General features: G+C 75.5%; 16 protein-coding genes. 6 read left to right on the top strand and 10 right to left on the bottom strand.

Annotated elements, in window-relative coordinates:
* Positions 1-110: 110 nt before the first annotated feature.
* Complete coding sequence (locus tag DWV08_RS13310) at positions 111-1,268, bottom strand: LacI family DNA-binding transcriptional regulator (protein ID WP_206516714.1); 1,158 nt, start codon at positions 1,266-1,268, stop codon at positions 111-113.
* A 77-nt stretch (positions 1,269-1,345) separates the two neighbouring features.
* Between DWV08_RS13310 and DWV08_RS13315 the strand changes: the two genes are divergently transcribed.
* From DWV08_RS13315 to DWV08_RS13345, 6 genes are all read left to right on the top strand, one after another.
* Positions 1,346-2,020, top strand: coding sequence for a hypothetical protein (locus DWV08_RS13315; protein ID WP_115414243.1), 675 nt, complete (start codon positions 1,346-1,348; stop codon positions 2,018-2,020).
* A gap of 441 nt (positions 2,021-2,461) precedes the next feature.
* Positions 2,462-3,148, top strand: a complete 687-nt coding sequence (locus DWV08_RS13320) for a copper chaperone PCu(A)C (RefSeq protein WP_115414244.1) — start codon at positions 2,462-2,464, stop codon at positions 3,146-3,148.
* Positions 3,145-4,398 carry a Dyp-type peroxidase gene (locus DWV08_RS13325; protein WP_115414245.1) on the top strand — a complete coding sequence of 418 codons (1,254 nt, stop codon included), beginning with the start codon at positions 3,145-3,147 and terminating at the stop codon, positions 4,396-4,398. The genes DWV08_RS13320 and DWV08_RS13325 overlap by 4 nt, the downstream gene beginning before the upstream one ends.
* 272 nt (positions 4,399-4,670) lie before the next feature.
* Positions 4,671-6,161: a gluconokinase gene (locus DWV08_RS13330; protein ID WP_115414246.1), complete on the top strand. Its 1,491-nt coding sequence runs from the start codon at positions 4,671-4,673 to the stop codon at positions 6,159-6,161.
* Positions 6,162-6,359: 198 nt separating this feature from the next.
* On the top strand, positions 6,360-7,289 hold the full coding sequence (locus DWV08_RS13340; RefSeq protein WP_244923647.1) for a methyltransferase family protein: 930 nt from the start codon (positions 6,360-6,362) through the stop codon (positions 7,287-7,289).
* Positions 7,290-7,473: 184 nt separating this feature from the next.
* Positions 7,474-8,382 (top strand): DUF559 domain-containing protein, encoded by a 909-nt coding sequence (locus tag DWV08_RS13345; protein ID WP_241237244.1) that lies wholly within the window; start codon positions 7,474-7,476, stop codon positions 8,380-8,382.
* A 237-nt stretch (positions 8,383-8,619) separates the two neighbouring features.
* On the opposite strand, the gene DWV08_RS13350 is transcribed toward DWV08_RS13345, so the two are convergent.
* The 9 genes from DWV08_RS13350 to DWV08_RS13390 form a co-directional block, all read right to left on the bottom strand.
* The gene (locus DWV08_RS13350; protein ID WP_115414248.1) at positions 8,620-9,891 is read right to left on the bottom strand and encodes a mannitol dehydrogenase family protein; all 1,272 of its coding nucleotides are present in this window, start codon (positions 9,889-9,891) and stop codon (positions 8,620-8,622) included.
* Between the two features lie 14 nt (positions 9,892-9,905).
* On the bottom strand, positions 9,906-11,333 hold the full coding sequence (uxaC, locus tag DWV08_RS13355; RefSeq protein ID WP_115414249.1) for a glucuronate isomerase: 1,428 nt from the start codon (positions 11,331-11,333) through the stop codon (positions 9,906-9,908).
* 243 nt (positions 11,334-11,576) lie between these two features.
* Positions 11,577-12,581, bottom strand: a complete 1,005-nt coding sequence (locus DWV08_RS13360) for a LacI family DNA-binding transcriptional regulator (protein WP_115414250.1) — start codon at positions 12,579-12,581, stop codon at positions 11,577-11,579.
* A gap of 206 nt (positions 12,582-12,787) precedes the next feature.
* On the bottom strand, positions 12,788-14,119 hold the full coding sequence (locus tag DWV08_RS13365; protein ID WP_115414251.1) for a hypothetical protein: 1,332 nt from the start codon (positions 14,117-14,119) through the stop codon (positions 12,788-12,790).
* Positions 14,116-15,048 (bottom strand): cytochrome c biogenesis protein CcdA, encoded by a 933-nt coding sequence (locus DWV08_RS13370; protein ID WP_115414252.1) that lies wholly within the window; start codon positions 15,046-15,048, stop codon positions 14,116-14,118. The genes DWV08_RS13365 and DWV08_RS13370 overlap by 4 nt, the downstream gene beginning before the upstream one ends.
* Before the next feature lies 1 nt (position 15,049).
* Positions 15,050-15,868, bottom strand: coding sequence for a DsbA family protein (locus tag DWV08_RS13375; protein WP_115414253.1), 819 nt, complete (start codon positions 15,866-15,868; stop codon positions 15,050-15,052).
* Between the two features lie 35 nt (positions 15,869-15,903).
* Complete coding sequence (locus DWV08_RS13380) at positions 15,904-16,224, bottom strand: DMT family transporter (RefSeq protein ID WP_115414254.1); 321 nt, start codon at positions 16,222-16,224, stop codon at positions 15,904-15,906.
* The gene (locus DWV08_RS13385) at positions 16,221-16,631 is read right to left on the bottom strand and encodes a DMT family transporter (RefSeq protein ID WP_115414255.1); all 411 of its coding nucleotides are present in this window, start codon (positions 16,629-16,631) and stop codon (positions 16,221-16,223) included. Before DWV08_RS13385 ends, DWV08_RS13380 begins: the two co-directional genes overlap by 4 nt.
* Positions 16,628-17,236, bottom strand: a complete 609-nt coding sequence (locus DWV08_RS13390; RefSeq protein ID WP_115414256.1) for a TetR/AcrR family transcriptional regulator — start codon at positions 17,234-17,236, stop codon at positions 16,628-16,630. The genes DWV08_RS13385 and DWV08_RS13390 overlap by 4 nt, the downstream gene beginning before the upstream one ends.
* Positions 17,237-17,287 lie beyond the last annotated feature (51 nt).

The raw sequence follows: 17,287 nt of genomic DNA on the forward strand, positions 1-17,287 counted from the left end.
GCTCCGCAGGGGCCCATCACACGGCTTGGCACGAGATAAGCGCGTCGTCGGCGACGCTAGCACGAGCCAAGAGCTGCGTGAAGGGCCCGCACGGAGCGGAGATGGCCGGATCAGCGCCCGGCGGCCCGCGGGCCCGTGCTGTCACGCACCACGAGCCGCGCCGAGGTCGCCACGATCCGCGGGACGTGCACCCCCGCACCTCCCCCGCTCCCGGGTGCGGGCTCCGCGCAGACCGCCTCGCCGCCGAGACCTCGGGCCGTCCCGTCCGCACGCACCGCTGGGGGCGAGGCCTCGGACGCGCCCGCCTCGGCCAGGCGCGCCAGCAGGATCTCCACGGTCGCCTCGACCATCTCCTCCGCATCCTGGTGCACGGTGGTGAGGCGGTGGTAGGAGAGCGCGGCGAGATGGTTGTCGTCAAAGCCCACCACGGAGATCTCCTCCGGGACGCGCACCCCGGCCCCGGAGAGCACGGCGAGCGCCCCGGCCGCGGCGTGGTCGCTGCCGCACACCAGCGCGGTGGGGCGCTGCGGGCGGGCGAGCACCGTGCGGGCGGCCTCCGCCCCCGCCTCCTCGTCGAACCCCGACGCGACCACGTCCACGTGGGCGGCGAGGCCCGCCGCGCCCATCGCGTCCCGGTAGGCGGCCGCGCGGTCCGGGCCCACCCTCCCGCCGAGCCCGCCCAGGTAGGCGATGTCGCGGTGGCCGAGCCGGTGCAGGTGCTCGACCGCCCGCCGCAGCCCCGCCGTCTCGTCCACGTGCACGGTGTCGAGGCCGGAGCCGTCGGCCCACTCGCCCAGCAGCACCACCGGCACCAGGCGCCGGGCGGCCTCGAGCACCTCGATGCCCGGTTCGGGGTTGAACACGGCCAGCGCCTCGACGCGCTGCTCCATGAGCTCCCCCACGGCGGTCTCCGTGCTGCGCCCCGGACCGATGGGAGCCGTGGCGAGGCGGTAGCCTCTCGCCGCCACCCGGGCGAAGAGCCGCTCCACTACGTCCGCCTGGAAGCTGTTGTGCAGCGAGAACACGATCCCGAGGGTGCGGGTGCTGCCCTGCCGCAGCAGCCGGGCGGAGGCGTTGGGGCGGTAGCCGAGCTCGGCCGCGGCGGCGAGCACCCGCTCCCGGGAGCGGGCGGAGGGGCCCTCCGCGCCGCGGAGCACCAGCGAGACCAGCTGCCGGGAGACGCCCACGTGCTCGGCGATGTCCTTCATCGTGGGCAGGGCGCGCGCGTTCGCCCCGGTCTCCGCCTCCGCACCGTCCGCTGGTTCCATGCGGCGCATTCTGCCAGGCCGCGCCTCGGCCCGGCGGGCTCGGGCGGGAGGGCGCGCGGACGGGGCACAATGGGTGCATGACCTCGAGCCGCTCCCCGCTGCGCCTGCTGCGCGGCGGCACGGCGGCGTCCCTCGCCACCGCCGTGGCCCTGGGAGGCCACCTGGTGGGCGGCGGGGCGATGCCCTCCTGGCTGGGGGTCGCGATTCCGTGGTGGCTCGCCGTGACGCTGTGCACGGTGCTGGCCGGGACCCGGTTCTCGATGCCGCGCATGGCGCTGGCGGTGGTGAGCAGTCAGGCGCTGTTCCACGGGCTGTTCACCGCCGGCACCCCGGGGGATCCGACGATCACGCTGGTGGCGCCGCCGGGCTCGCACCTCGGACACGGCGCGCAGTCCTCCGCCGGCGCCCACGCCGCGCAGGCGGGGCACGGGGCCGACGGGGTCGCCGCGATGGCCGGGCACGCGCTGCACGGCGGCACCCACGATCTGCGGATGCTCGCCTGGCACCTGGTCGCGGCGCTGGTCACCACGGTGCTGCTGCAGCGCGGGGAGAACCTGCTGCTGCGGTGCGCCTCCCTGGTCACGGCGGTGTGGAACATGCTCCGCACCCCGCCGGGCATGCTCGAGCCGCCCCGGCCGGTCTCCCGGCCCCGCCCCGAGCCGGTGCCGTGCCGCACGGCCCTGCGACACGTGCGCCGCGCCGCGCTGGCCCCGCTGCGGCGGCGGGGTCCGCCGCTGGTCCTGGCCGCCTGAGCCGCCCGACGCCCTGTCGTCGCGCCCGCTCGGCCCGGCCTCCTCGATGACCCACCCCGCGCGGCGCCGCCGTGCGGGACCCTCCTGCGCCCGCCGCTGACGGCGCTCTGCCGTCGGCCGGGGCCGAGCCGTCCGCACCCTCGGGCGGGACCGACCTGCCCGCGCCGTCGGGCGGGACCGACGTTCCCGCGCCTCGGGCGGGGTCGACCTGCCTGCGCCCGTGGGTGGTGGCGATCGGGCGCACGTGCCGTGCGCCCGGTTCCTGCCGCCCATCGCGCCCGCACCGTCGGCCGCCGCACGGTGCGTGCCCGTCGGCACCCGACCGCCCGTCGGCCCCGGCCGGCCGCTGGGCTCGCCGGCGACCGGCCGGCCCGTGCCCCGTCGGCTCCCGGCCGCGCCGTGCCCCGTCGGCCCCGTGGCGCTACCTCGAAAGGACCACCCATGTCTGACCGCTTCACCCTGCCCGCGCCCATCTCCCCGCGCTCCGCCCGCATCCCGCGCCGCGCCGCCCTCGCCGCCCTGCTCCTCCCCCTCGCCGCCTGCACCACCGGCGGCGACGAGACCGCTTCGGGCACGGCCGGGGCCGGCGCCTCCGACGGCGGCGGCACGGGCGCCGAGGAGCTCACCCTCGTCGACCCCTGGGTGAAGGCCGCCGAGGAGGGCATGACCGCCGCCTTCGGCACCCTCGTCAACCGCACCGGCCGGGATCTGCAGCTGATCGGCGCGAGCAGCCCGTCGGCCGGGATGGTCGAGCTGCACGAGACCGCCTCCGACGGCTCCGGCGGCATGAGCATGCAGGAGAAGGAGGGCGGGTTCCCCGTCCCCGACGGCGGCGAGCTCCTGCTCGAGCCCGGCGGGAACCACCTGATGCTCATGGATCTCGCCGCCCCGCTGCAGCCCGGCGACAAGGTGGAGCTGACCCTGACCTGCGAGGACGGCACCGCGCTGACCGTCGCCGCGACGGTGAAGGACTTCGCCGGCGCCCAGGAGCACTACGAGCCCGAGGGCTCGTCCGGCTCCGGTGCCTCCGACGCCGGCGGCGAGGATCATGCCGCGCACGGCGGACACGGCACCGACGGCGACGCCGACGCCAGCGCTGGCGCCGGCGTCGAGGACGGTGCCGAGTGACCGCCCCGCAGGAGCACCCCCTCCCCGACCGTCCCGGCCGGCGCCACCTGCTGCGCGCAGGCACCCTCGGCGTCGGCGCGCTCGGGATCGGCGCCGCGGGAGCCGGCCTGGACCGCGCCCTCCGCGACCCTGCCCGGACCGAGGCGGGGTCCAGCAGGCCCGATCCTGCGCCGTACGGCGGGACGGCGGTGCCCTTCCACGGCGCGCACCAGGCCGGTGTGGAGACACCGGCCCCGGCCGCCGCGACGCTGCTGGCCCTGGACCTCCGCGAGAACGTGGACCGGGACGGGGTGCTGCGGATGCTGCGCCTGCTCACGGACGACGCCGCCCGCCTCACCCAGGGCGAGCCGGCGCTCGCGGACACCGAGCCGGAGCTCGCCGCCGAGCCGGCCTCCCTCACCGTCACCGCCGGCTTCGGCCCGGGGCTGATGGCGCGGGCGGACCGGCCGGCACCGGAGTGGCTCGCCCCGCTGCCCGCCTTCGGCATCGACCAGCTCGAGGAGCAGTGGTGCGACGGGGACCTGCTGCTGCAGATCGCCGCCGACGATCCGCTCACCGTCTCCCACGCCGCACGGATGCTGCTCAAGGACTCCCGCGCCTTCGCCACGATCCGGTGGAGCCAGACGGGATTCCGCCGCTCCCCCGGCGTGGTGCGACCGGGAAGCACCCTGCGGAACCTCTTCGGCCAGCTCGACGGGACCGCGAACCCCGCCCCCGGCAGCGAGCACTTCTCGACCGTGGTGTGGCGCGACGAGGGCCCCTTCGCGGGCGGCACCTCGATGGTGGTGCGCCGGATCCGCATGGATCTGGACGGCTGGGACGAGGCCGACCGCGGCGCCCGCGAGGCCGCCACCGGCACCCGGCTGGACAGCGGGGCGCCGCTGAGCGGCGGGGACGAGACCACCCCGGCCGACTTCGAGAAGGTCTCCGCGAACGGCTTCCCTGTGATCGGGGAGTTCTCGCACATGCGCCGGGCCCGTGGGGTCGACGACGGCGAGCACCAGGAGATCTACCGCCGGCCGTACAACTACGAGCACGCCCCCTCGCCCGGCTCGGGGCAGCTCTCCGAGGCGGGCCAGGTGTTCATCTCCTTCCAGGCGGATCCGGTGGCGCAGTTCCTGCCGATCCAGCGCCGCCTGGACGAGCTGGACCTGCTGAACCAGTGGACGACCCCGATCGGCTCGGCCGTGTTCGCGATCCCGCCGGGGTGCGCCGAGGGCGAGTTCCTGGGGCAGTCGGTGCTGGAGTAGCCGAGGGGCGGGTCGGTCGGCGGACCGGGTTGGTCGGCGGGGCCGGCGGGGAAAGGGAGGTGAGCGGCTCGAGGCCTGCTGCATGCAGGGCTCGAGCCGCTCACCTCCCGTCGGCGGACAGCAGGGCGGCGGGGCACGTCTCCGGCGGCGGGTGGCAACCCGTGGCGAAGCCGATGACCTCGCGCAGGTGGCTCGTATGCTGGCCGGACCGCCTGTGCCGCCGCACCGCCGCCCCCGCCCGCGCAGGCCCCGACGACCGCAGGAGATCATCGATGCCCCGCTTCAACATCCCGGCCGAGGACGCTCAGGGGCCCCTGGTGATCGGGATCGACATCGGCTCCGGCGGCACGCGCGCCGCCGTCTACGACGTCACCGGCCGCGAGGTCGGCAAGCTCCAGCACAAGGAGGCGCACTCCTTCACGGTCGACGACGACGGCACCAGCACCATCGACGCCGATCAGATCGTCGCGGAGATCCGCGCCTCGCTCGCGGCCGTGCTCGGCCACGGCGAGCTGCCCGGCCAGGTGCGCGCGATCGGCTTCGACACCTTCGCGTCCTCCCTCATCGCCGTCGACGCGGCTGGCAACGCCCTGACACCGTGCATCACCTACGCGGACACCCGCTGCCACGCCCAGGTGGGCGAGCTCGCCTCCCGCCTCGACGTCGACGACCTGCACGAGCGCACCGGCGCCCGCCTCCACTCCTCCTTCACCGCGCCGCGCCTGCTGTGGCTGCGCACGGAGCATCCGGAGGTCTTCGGCCGCACCGAGCGGTTCATGGCGCTCGGCGAGTACGTCGCCCTCAAGCTGCTGGGCACGCCCGCGCTCGGCACCGCCTCCGCCGCCTGGTCCGGCATGATCGACCGCCGCACCGGGGTGTACGTGCCCGAGCTGCTCGAGGCCGTGGGCGTGGACGAGTCGAGGATGGGCCCCGCGATCGACCCCGACGACGCCCTGCCCGTCGGCGGCACCCCGCTCGCCGCCGAGTTCCCGCAGCTGACCGACGCCGTGTGGCTGCCCGTGATCGGCGACGGCCTCGCCGCGAACCTCGGCATCGGCGCTCTCGGCACCGGCACCTGGGGCATCTCCACCGCCACCTCTGGCGCGATCCGCCAGCTCCTGGACACCGACATCCCCACCCTCCCCTCCGGGCTGTGGGCGTACCGGGTGGACCAGCGCCGCACCCTCGTGGGCTCCGCGATGAGCGACTGCGGGCGCGTGCTGGACTGGTGCCGCACCGAGCTCGCGATGCCCTTCGAGATCGGCGAGACGGACACCGAGACCCTGTTCTCCGGCCCGCCCTCCCCGGGCACGCCGCTGGTGGTCCCGTTCTTCTCCGGGGAGCGCGGCACCAAGTGGCGCGGCTCCTCCCGGGCCCTGTTCGCGAACGTGGGCGCGTCCACGACCTGGAAGGACATGCTGCGCGGCGCGATGGAGGGCGTGGCCCTGTCGTTCCTGCGCATCGCCGACCAGATGAAGGAGGCCGGCGGCGAGCCCGAGCGGATCGTGCTCTCCGGCGGCATGACCGGCGCGGTCCCCGGCTGGCTGCACCTGCTCTCCGACGCCCTCGCGATGCCGATCGACTACGTCGCCGTGTCCCGCTCCACCATGCGCGGCGCGGCCGTGATGGCCCTCGAGCAGGCCGCGCCGGGCATCCCCGTCGCCGAGGCGCCCGTGCTCACCCGGGTCGAGCCCGTGCTCGGGAACCAGGACTACTACCGCGAGCGCCTCGCCCGCTTCGAGGCCCTCGCCGACCTGGCCTGACCGGCCGGGGCCGGGGGCGGGGGCCGGGCCGGGGGCCGGGCCCAGCCCGGCCAGCCCTGCCCGGCTTGGCCCGGCCCAGCTTGGCCCGGCCCAGCTTGGCCCGGCCCAGGCGGCCTTGAGGGTTTTGCCCGCTGTGCTTCCGAAACGGGAAGCACAGCGGGCAAAACCCCCGGCGGAAGGCCGGGGTAGCGTGCTCTCGTGCGCTCCCCGAGACCTCCGATCGACGTGCCGCGTGCAGTCGGCCGCCTCTACTTCGCCGTGCAGGGACTCGCCGGGGCGCTGTGGTGGATCCTGGTCCCGACCGTGCCCGCGGTGCGGCACGCCACCCTGGACGGCCTCGACCCGTTGTGGACCGCCGTGCTCGACCTGCCGCTGTTCGTGCTCGCCTCCGCCCTCGCAGCAGTGGGACGGCGCTGGGCCGTGGCCGTGGTGACGCCGTGGACTCTCCTGGTCACCCTCGGCATGGTCGGATACGCGACCGTGACCGGGCAGGCGGGAGCGGGCGCCCTTGCGATGATCGGCGCCTCCGCCGGTTCTCTGGGCGCGGCGATGCTGCTGCGCTGGGGCCGGATCCCCGTGGAGCGCGCGATGGTGGGGCCGGTGGCGTTTCGTCCCGCCCGGCGCACGGAGGGCAGTGCCCCGCTGCGTGCGACGCTCGCTCAGATGCTCGCCTTCTGGGCACTGTTCCTGCTGGTCATCCCAGCACCCATCGCGTGTGCGGAGAGGCGATGGGGGCTCTCGCTCGCCCTGCCGACGACGGTCGCGGGAGGCCTGAGCATCGCGGGAATCGTCCTGATCGTCGCCGCGAGCACCCTCGGCGTGTGGTCCGCCGTGACGATGGCGCAGCTCGGGCGGGGCACGCCGCTGCCCGGCGCGATGGCCCACCACCTGGTGATCGCCGGCCCGTACCGCTGGATCCGGAACCCGATGGCGGTCGCGGGCATCGCGCAGGGCGCGGGCATGGGCCTGCTCCTCGGCTCCTGGCTGGTGCTCCTCTATGCGGTGGCCGGCGGGGTGCTGTGGCACGTGCTCGTGCGTCCCGCGGAGGAGCGGGACCTCGCCGAACGGTTCGGGCAGGAGTACGTCCGCTACCGTGCCCGCGTCCGCTGCTGGCTTCCGCGGGGCTGACGACCCCGGCCCCGTGGGAGGTTCTGCCCGCCGTGCTTCCATTCGTGGAAGTGCAGCGGGCAGAACCCTGGGCGGGAGGCTGGGCCGCCCTTCGCCGGCCCCCGGATCCCCTCCCCAGGGCATGACCATCCACAGCGGGGACCTGCGCGGGGAGCCGACGAGAAGGCGTGCCTACCGTCGACGCATGACACCGCGATGGTCGCCTCCTGCCGGCAGCCTGCTCGCCCGCGCCGAGCTGCGGGAGAAGGGCGTGCATCCGCGCCGGCTCGCCTCGGCGGAGTTCCTCGAACCGGTCCCCGGGTACTGCACCCCCGCCGAGGCGCCTGCCCCCGTCCACCGCATCGCCGCCGTCCTCCAGCAGGACCTCTGCCCGGAGGCGCTGATCAGCCACGTCACCGCAGCCGAGATCCTGGGCCTGCCACTTCCCCGCGGGCTCCGTCATGCCGTGCACTCCGCGGTGCACGTGACGATCCCACCCGGCGCTCGCCAGCGCCTGGGCCCCCGCGTGCGGGTCCATCGCCGGCGCACCACGGCGACGATCCGCCCCCGGGGCCTCCTCATGCCCTGCCCCCTCGACCTGCTCTGCGGCCTGGCCGGGATGCTGGGCCCGCTCGCACTCATCCAGGTCTGCGATGCCCTCGTGAGCGACTCCGCCAAGCCGCCGATCATCCCCCTGACCAGGCTGCGCACCCAGGTCGCCGCCGCCTCCTCCCTCACGGGCATCACGAAGGTGCGGGTCGCCGTGGCCGCGAGCCGGGAGCGCGTCGAGTCGCCCAAGGAGACCGAGCTGCGACTCCTGCTGCTCCGCCACGGATTCGCCGAGCCCGAGATCAACCTCCCCCTCCGTCTCTCCGACGGGGGCGGCGGAACGCGCGGCTTCCGGCTCGACCTCGCCTATCCCCTCCTGCGCATCGCCATCGAGTACGACGGGGACGCGCACCGCACGGACCGGTCCCAGTGGACGAAGGACCGGCGCAAGGACGACATGCTCCACGAGGCCGGCTGGCGCGTGGTGCGGGTGGCCCAGCCCGATCTCGACACGCCGAAGGACCTCCTCACCCGCCTCACCGCCCTCGGCGCACCCCGCACCTGACCCGCGCCGTTACCCTCCCCTCCCCCGCAGATCGGTTTTGCCCGCCCTACTTCCGTTCTTGGAAGCAGGGCGGGCAAAACTGTGAGGGTCAGGCCGGGGCCAGGGCCAGCCTGCCGGGAAGGGCCGGACCCGGTCTGCCAGGCCGGAGCAGTCCCCAGCCCCAGTCCGGAACGGTTTTGCCCGCTGGGCTTCCGTTTCTGGAAGCACAGCGGGCAAAACGTGAGAGTGAGGCCGGGGTCAGGGCCGCGGGAGGCGGTGCTCCTCGGCGATGACGGCGTCGATCAGCGGGTCGATGGACGGGACGTCGAGCAGGGCGAGCAGGGAGCTGACCCGCTCGGTGGTGTCCTCGAGAGAGGCGGCGGCCGCGATGGCCTCGGACCTCGGGTCCTGCACCTCGTGCCCGGCCCGCACGCGGTCGGTGACCCACGCGGTCCAGGCGGCGACGGCCGCGACCTCGCCGGGAGCCTTGTCCGGGCCGCCGAGCTCGGCGATCACGGGCAGGGCGCGCACGGGCAGCTTCACGGAGCCGTCGGCGGCGATGCGGATCAGGTTGTCGGCCAGGCGGGGGTTGCGGAACCGCTCCTCGAGGGCCGAGGTGTAGGCGTCGAGCTCGTCGGCCGGCAGCGGCAGGGTCTCCCGGGCCTCGGCCCACAGCTGCTCCACCAGCGCCCGCACCTCGCGGTGGCCGATCGCCTCGTCCACGCGCTGCACGCCCGCGACCTGGCCGGCGTAGGCCATGAGGGTGTGGGCGCCGTTGAGCAGGCGCAGCTTGCGGCGCTCGTGCACCTCGATGTCGTCGGTGAACTGCACCCCGGCCTTCTCCCACTCGGGGCGGCGGCCGCGGAAGCGGTCCTCGATGACCCACTCGGTGAAGGGCTCGGTGACCACCGGGACGGTGTCGGCGAAGCCGGTCTGTTCGCGCACGGTGTCGGCGGCGCCGTCGTCGGCCGAGGGGGTGATCCGGTCGACCATCGAGGAGATGACGTCCACGTGGCCCTCGAACCAGGCGGCGGTCTCCTCGTCGAGCTCGGCGCGCACGGCCTCGCCCAGCACCTCGCCGTTGCCGGTGAGGTTGTCGCAGGAGACCAGCGCGATCGGCTCCTCCACCCCGGCCTCGCGGCGGGCCTTGAGGCCCAGGGCGATGCGGGCGGGGGCGGAGGTCGCGGGGTCGGAGCCGGCGGCGTATCCCTTCTCCGTGATGGTCAGGGTGACCACGGTGGTGAAGGGGTCGGCGAGCAGGGCGACCAGGGCGTCGACGTCGGAGGCCGGGTGGACCTCGTCGATCACGTCCAGGACGGAGACCTCGTCGGCCTCGGGGCCGCGCACGATCAGGCCGTACTTGCCGCCCTGGGCGTTCAGGGCGTCGGCCATCGCGGCGGAGCGGCCGGTGAAGGCGACCACGGACCAGCCGCCGGCCACGGCGGTGGCCTGCAGGGTGTGGGCGCGGGCGAAGTTGCCGATGCCGAGGTGGACCAGGCGGCCGACGTCGGAGGCGGAGGGGGCGTTCATCGGAGCATGTCCTCTCACGCGGTCTCGCCGAGGCGGAAGACCTCGCGAGGCTGCTGGGTGGGCAGGGTGGCGACGAGCTCCTGGGCGTCCTCGAGACGCATGCGGTGCTCGGCGACCAGCCCGGCCAGGTGGATCGCGTCGATGCGGCGGGACATGTCGTGGCGGGCGGGGATGGAGCAGAAGGCGCGGGTGTCGTCAATGAAACCGCTGGTGCGCGTGTAGCCGAGGGTCTCGGAGACGGCGCGGCGGAAGCGGAGGATCGCGTCGGGCGAGTCGATGAACCACCACGGCGCACCCGCGTACACGGAGGGGTACACGCCGGCGAGCGGTGCGATCTCTCGGGAGAACACGGTCTCGTCGATCGTGAACAGCACGGTGCGGAAGCCCTCGGCGTGACCCACGTCGTTGAGCATCGGGCGCAGGTGGTGGACGTAGTCGACGGCGACGGGGATGTCGAAGCCGACGTCCGCGCCGAACGTCGAGAACATGGCATCGGAATGGTTGCGGGCCACGGCCGGGTGGATGGTCATGACCAGCCCGTCCTCGGCCGCGAGCCGTGCCTGGTCGGCCAGCAGGTGGCGGCGCAGCGCCACGGCCTCGTCGGCGCCGATGGTGCCCTCGCGGGCGGCGGTGTAGAAGCGGCGCGCCTCCTCGATCGCGAGCCGCGCGGTGCCGGGGTCGATGTGGGCGTGGTCGGAGGAGACCGCGCCGTGGTCGCGGAAGTACAGGCGGCGCACGCGCATCGCCTCGAGGTGGCCGTCGTAGGTGCCGGTGTCCACACCGGCGGCCTCGCCGAGCGCGTCGGCGAGCTCGCGGAAGTCGGCGCGGGCGGGCTCGAGGTACTTGTCCGGGCGGAAGGTCGGGATGACCTGCCCGGTGAAGGACTCGTCGGCGGCGAGGGCGTCGTGGGGGGCGAGGTCGTCGACCGGGTCGTCGGTGGTCGCCATGACTTCGATGCCGAACTGGTCGAAGAGGGCGCGGGGGCGGAACTCGGGCTGGGCGAGCTTCTGCGCGATCTCGTCGTACATCGCATCGGCGGTGCGAGGGTTCAGCACGGTCTCCAGGCCGAACACCTCGGAGAACTCGTGCTCCATCCAGTAGCGCGAGGGGGTGCCGGCGTAGGCGTGCCAGTGCTCGGCCAGCAGGTGCCAGGCCTTGCGGGAGGCGGTCTCGTCGAGCGGGCCCTGGTTCACGCCGAGGTCGGCGAGGTCCACGCCGCGGGCGTGCATGAGGCGGTTCACGTAGTGGTCGGGCGTGATGAACAGCGAGGTCGGGTCGCGGAACGGCTCGTCATCGAGCAGGAGGCGCGGGTCGACGTGCCCGTGCGGGGAGACGATCGGCTGATCCTTCTCCAGCTCGTAGAGGCTGCGGGCGATGTCGCGGACGGCCGGGTCCGCGGGGAGGAGGCGGTCGGGGTGCGGAACGAAGGCGTCGTTGCTCATGGGCACATGCTCGCAAGCCCGTGCCGCCCGCGCCCGACGTTGTCATCGGTTGCCGGTGCGGCCCCGCGACCAGCAGACCCACGGCGACCGGAGGTCAGCGACCCGGGCCACCGCGCCCGGGGCTCAGCGGCCCCGATCGCAGCGGCCCTGATCGCGGCGGCCGAGTTCGCGGGCGCCCAGGGGCCAGCGGCCCGGGTCGCGGGCGCCCGGGGCTCAGCGGCCCGGGTCGCGGGCGCCCGGGGCTCAGCGGCCCGGGTCGCGGGGGCCGGTGGTGCCGCGCGGCACCAGCCGCACCGGGAGGGAGCCCTCCACGGGGGTGCGGTGCGCGGAGGGGTTCTCGATGCGGCGCACCAGGCGCTCGATCGCGGCCCGGCCCTGGGCCCGCTTGGGGCTGACCACGGTGGTGAGCCCGCCGCCGACGAGCCGGGAGAGCTGGATGTCGTCGTGCCCCATCACCGACAGCTCCCCGGGCACCTTGATCCCGGCGCGCAGCGCGGAGATCAGGAACCCGAAGGCGACCAGGTCGTTGTAGCAGATCACGGCGTGCGGGAGGGAGTCGCGCAGCTCCTCGAAGGCCTGCTCGCCGCCGGCGGTGGTGGGGGCGAAGGGGCCGTGGCGCTGCACCTGCATGCCGTGCTGACGGGCGGCCACGCGGGCGGCGCGCCAGCGCTCCCCGTCGGACCACGAGTTCACGGGCCCGGCCACGTAGGTGACGGTGCGGATCCCGTTCTCGGCGAGGTGGGTCATCGCCTGGCCCATGCCGTGCTCGAAATCCGGGGTGACGGAGTCGAGGCCGGCCACGCGCCGGTTCAGCACCACCACGGGGATGCGCTTGGTGAGGTGGTTGAGGGTGGCGTCGGAGAGGCGGGAGCCGGAGAGCACGATCCCGTCCACCACGTTGACGGCGCTCTCCAGGCTGGAGCGCTCGCGGATCTCGTCCTCCACAGTGTCCAGCAGGAGCAGCAGGAAGTCCTGCTCGTGGGCGGCCTCCTGCATGCCGGAGACCAGCTCGGCGAAGTAGGGATTGGTGAGGTCCGGGACCTCGATCCCCAGGCGGTGATGGCGCTCCTCGCGCTCCTGGGCGGCGGGGGCGGCGGTGCGGTAGTCGAGCCGCTTGGCGGCTTCCATCACGGTGGCGTGGGTGGCGGCGCTGACCCGGCCGGGGCGGGAGAAGGCGCGGGAGACGGTGGACGGCGCCACCCCGGCCTCCTTGGCGACGTCGTAGATCGTCACGCGCTTGTCCGCCACTCGGCCGGCTCCGTCCTCGCCTGTGCGGCGCTGCCTGTGCGCGGGCCGCCCGCGCCCGGCCCGGCGCCGGAGGGGGTCGTCATGCCCGCTGTTCTCGCGCGATCCTACCCCCGCCCGGAGGCAACCCGCGGCAACCGCCCGACGGGTGGGCGTGGTCGGCGGGCCGGCCGCGCAGGCCGACGGGTCGGGCGTGGCCGCCGGGCGGCTCAGTCCCGCAGGCCGTAGGCCTCGTCGAGAGTGGTGGTGACCAGGTAGCGCGTCTCCTCCACGTACACCGAGGTCGCCGCCTCCGCGGAGAACAGCTCCGGGACCGCGAGCGGGCCCTCGAGATCGACATCGTAGGGGTTCACCATCTGGCCGCGGGCGGTGTCCAGCACCACGAGGGTGCCTTCCTGGGGCCGCTGGGCGTAGGCGAGGCGCTCCCCGGCGCTGAGCAGCACCAGCGCTTCGGGGTCGCGGTGGCGCCAGATCTCGGCGCCCTCGGCGTCGAGGCCGCGCACGGTGCGGCCGGCGGCGACCACGGTGGTGCCGAGCGCCGGATCGTGCACGGTGGCGGTGACGTGCTCGGCGAGCAGCCGCCCGCGCAGCAGGTCCACGAGGAGCCCCTCCCCGGCCCCGTCCACCAGCACGGCGTGGTGGGTGAGGGTGTCGATCGCGCCTCTCACCTGCACCGACTCCCGGTCGATGCCGTCCGGGAGCGGCAGGCGCCAGAGCTCCTCGGCCCCGGCCGTGCGAGCCACCAGGTCACCGCCGTCGGTGTGCAGCGCGGTGCCGAGGTGCTCGGCGAGCAGGCGGCCGCCGTCGAGGGCGTCCTCGGCGAGGAGGGTCTCGCCGGTGCCGGCGTCGAGCACGGCGCGGTCCCCGCCGTCGGGCCCGGGCAGGAGCAGGCCGGGGCCGACGGGCGCTCCGGGCACGACCACGGGACCCCACAGCACCTCGCCGGTGCGCAGGCGCACTCCAGTGAGGGTCGCCTCCCCGGCGGCGGTGCGGCCGGGCAGCACCGCGACCGCGCGGGCGCCGGAGTCCCGGGAGAGCACGGCGTCCTGGCCGGAGGGCGCCTGCGCGGTCCACAGGGCGGTGCCGTCCTGGTCCACGGCGGTGAGGCGCCGCGCCCCGCCCGCGCCGGTCGCGTCGTCCGCGCCGTCGACGTCGTCCGCGCTGGCCGTGTCGCCCCCGTCGTCCGCGCCGCCCAGGAAGATCCCGTCGAGCTGGGCGGGCCGGGCGGTCCATCCCGGCTCCACCACGATCATCACCAGCATCTCGAGCGGGAGGCGCAGCGTGTCGGGGTCGACCGCGGGGGCCTGCTCGCCGAGCGGCGTCGGCGTCGGCTCGATCGCGGGGCCGCCGGCGGCCGACGGGGCGGCCGGGCTCGCGCTCGGGTCGGCCGACGGGCCGGTGCCCGGCGCGTCCCGTGCGCCGACGCACCCGGCCAGGCCGAGGGCGCCGAGGCCCAGCGCCCCGGCGGGCAGCAGGCGCAGCAGGTCCCGGCGGGCCGGGCGCACGGGGCGGGGCGGACGGCCCCGGCGGGCGGCGGTCATCGCTCGCCCTCCCGGCGCTCGTCCTCCCGGCGCGCGTCCTCCGTGTGCGCGTCTTCCGTGTGCGCGTCTTCCCGGCCCGCGACCTCCCGGCCCGCATCGGCGCCGGGGCGGCGCTGGTCCGCCCGCCAACACAGGCCCAGCGCGACCAGACCGGCCGCGACCAGCAGCGCGATCTGCACTCCGGGACCGTTCAGCGCGCCCAGGCCCTCCTGCCAGCGGGCGAGCACCCGGGTGGGCACCGGGGAGGGCAGGCTCACCAGCCCGTTCGTGGCCCAGAACAGCACGCCGAGGCCCATGATCAGCACCCCGGTGGCGGCGGTGGTGGTGTGCAGGGTGCGGCCGGCGAGGGTGAACGGGCGGCCGCGCAGCAGGCGCAGCGAGCGCGGGCCCAGGCGATCCCAGGCGAGGGCGAGCAGCAGCAGCGGCACGACCATCCCGGCGCCGTAGGCGGCCAGCAGCACGGCGCCGCGCAGGATGCCGCCCTGCCCGGCGGCGAGGGTGAGCACGGCGCCCAGGATCGGGCCGGCGCAGAATCCGGCCACCCCGCCCACGGCGCCCAGCAGCAGGGTGCGTGCCAGGCCGCGTCCACGGGCGGAGGCCTGGCGGAGCGCCTCCGCGCCGGGCAGGATCCGGGCCGGGTCGGCGCCGAGGCCGAGGGCCTGCAGCGCACCGAGCAGGACGAGCACCGCGGAGGTGACGGCGATCAGGGCGCTGCGGTGCCCGGCGAGCAGACCGCCCAGCGCGCCCGCGCCCACCCCGAGCGGGACCAGGGTGAGCACCAGGCCCAGGTAGAACACGGCGGCGTGCAGCAGCAGGCCGGCCCAGCGGGTGACGGCGGAGGCGAGGTAGCCGGGCAGCAGCAGGGCACCGCAGGGGCTGAGCAGCGCGAGGGTCTCGCCCAGGAACGCCGGCAGCAGGCTGATCTCCATCTCAGCCCTCCCCGTTGCCCGCCGCGGCGAGCGCCTCGTCGAACCGGGCCAGGAACGCGTCGGTGGGCTGGGCGCCCACGATCGGCGTGCCGTCGAGCACGAACGAGGGGGTGGTGACCACGCCCAGCTCGCGGCCGGTCGTGGCGTGCTCGGCGATGGTGCGGGCGGTCTCCTCGGCGCGGAGGTCCGCGGTGAACTGCTCCACGTCCAGGCCCAGCTCGTCCGCGAGCGCGATCAGGGCCTCCTCGTCGAGCTCCGCGCCGGAGCGGATCTCGCCGCCCTCGAAGAGTGCGTTCTGGTAGTCCGCGTGCCGGTCCTGCCGGGCGGCTGCCAGCGCGGCGCGGGCGGCGCGCTCGGAGTCCTCGCCGTAGACGTTCACGTCCCGCCACTCGATGCGGAGCCGGCCCGCCTCCACCTCCTCGCGCAGCGCGGGCAGGGTGTCGGCCGTCCAGCGGGCGCAGTAGGGGCACTGGTAGTCGGTGAACACCACCAGCACCACGGGGGCGTCGACCGGGCCCTCGGCGAGCAGGTCACCCGGGTCGCGGGTCTCCGCGGCGCTGAGATCCGGCACCGCCACCCGGGAGGGGTGCGGGAGATCCTCGAGCGCGACGGGCTCCTGCGCCCCGAGGGTGTCGGTCGCGGCGCCGGGAGCGCCCTCGGGGGCGCCGGCGGGGCGCGTCCAGAGCACGACGGCGATGAGCAGGGCGGTGACGGCGAGGATCGCGGCCGGGACCCGCAGGCGCCGACGGGCGGGGGCGGTCGACCGCGACGACGCCGGGGGCGTCGGCGGGGTCGCCGGAGCGGGCGGGGCCGGGTCCATGTCTCCTCCGTCCGGGCGTCGGGGCGGTGTCCTGCTCAGTGTGCGCCGCCGAGCTCGACGAGGAGCACGCCGACAGCGATCAGGCCCATCCCGGCCAGCATCACCGGCGTGAGCGCCTCGCGGAACAGCAGGCGGGACAGCAGCGCGGTGGCGACGATACCCACCGCGGCCCAGATCCCGTAGGCCACCCCGAGCGGCATCCCCGCCGCGAGGGCGGCGGAGAGCAGGGCGAAGGCCAGCAGGTACCCCACCGCGACCGGGAGATACCAGCGGCGCCGGCCCGTGGCCGCGACGCGGAGGGACAGGGTCCCGGCCACCTCGGCGAGGATCGCGCCGCTCAGCAGCATCCAGCTCATCGCGCCTCCTCAGCAGCAGCGGTGGACGACGGCGAGGCGGCGAGCCAACTCTCCCGGGCCTGTGGGACGGGGTGGTCGCCGCGCCGCGCTCGCTGGGCGCCGAGCTCCACCACCACCACGCCGGCGGCGATGAGCACGAAGCCGGCGATCTTCAGCGTGGTCATCGCCTCCCCGAACAGCGCCGCGGAGGCGACGGCGGTGAGCACCACCCCGCTGGCGCCCCAGAGGCCGTAGGCGACGCCCAGGCCCATGCCGCGGCGCAGCACCTGGGCGAGCAGCACGAAGGAGAGCACGTACCCCGCCGCCACCACGACGTACAGCGCCGGGTCGTCGAGCGCGCCGCGCAGCGCGAGGGTGGCCGTGACCTCGGAGAGGATCGCGGCGGCGAGCAGCAGCCAGGTGGTCATCGACGATCCCCCTCCAGCAGCGCCCCGGCGAACTCCCGGAGCTGCGCGGCCTCCTGCGCGACGTCGCCGAGCAGGCCGGCGGCGCGGTCGAACCAGAGCCCGTCGGCCATCAGCCGCACGGCCAGCAGTCGGGCCCGCTCCCCGGGGTCGAGGCCGACGGGGACGTGCAGCCAGGCCTCCACCTGCCGCATCCAGCTCTCGGTGAGCGCGACCCGCAGGTGCGGGTCGGCGACGAACACGAGGTCCGCCGCGGAGAGCTCGGCGGTGCAGGCCCAGTCGAGGTAGGCGAGGTGGCGGGCCGCAGCGGGCGCCTGGGCGAAGACGTCCGTCGACTCCCCGTACCGGGCGGTGACCAGCGTGAGCATCTCGCGCTCGTACCGTGCGGCGACCCGGTCGAGGATCGCTCCCAGCAGCTCCTCCTTGGTGGGGAAGTGGTACATCAGGCCGGGCTTGGTCACCCCTGCGGCGCGGGCGGCGGAGTCGAGGGTGAGCGTGCCGTCCTCGCCGAGGTGCGCCTCGGCGGCGTCGAGCATCGCCTCGCGGGCCGACGGGCGGTGCGCGGGGCGCGCGGGCGGAGTGGACGCCGAGCAGCGCGCGGATGCCATGAGACCTCCGAATCCGTGAGGAACGGTGGTTACTTTACCTGCCGGATGGCC

It is taken from the genome of Brachybacterium saurashtrense (assembly GCF_003355475.1).
In the GTDB taxonomy this organism is placed as follows: Bacteria; Actinomycetota; Actinomycetes; order Actinomycetales; family Dermabacteraceae; genus Brachybacterium; species Brachybacterium saurashtrense.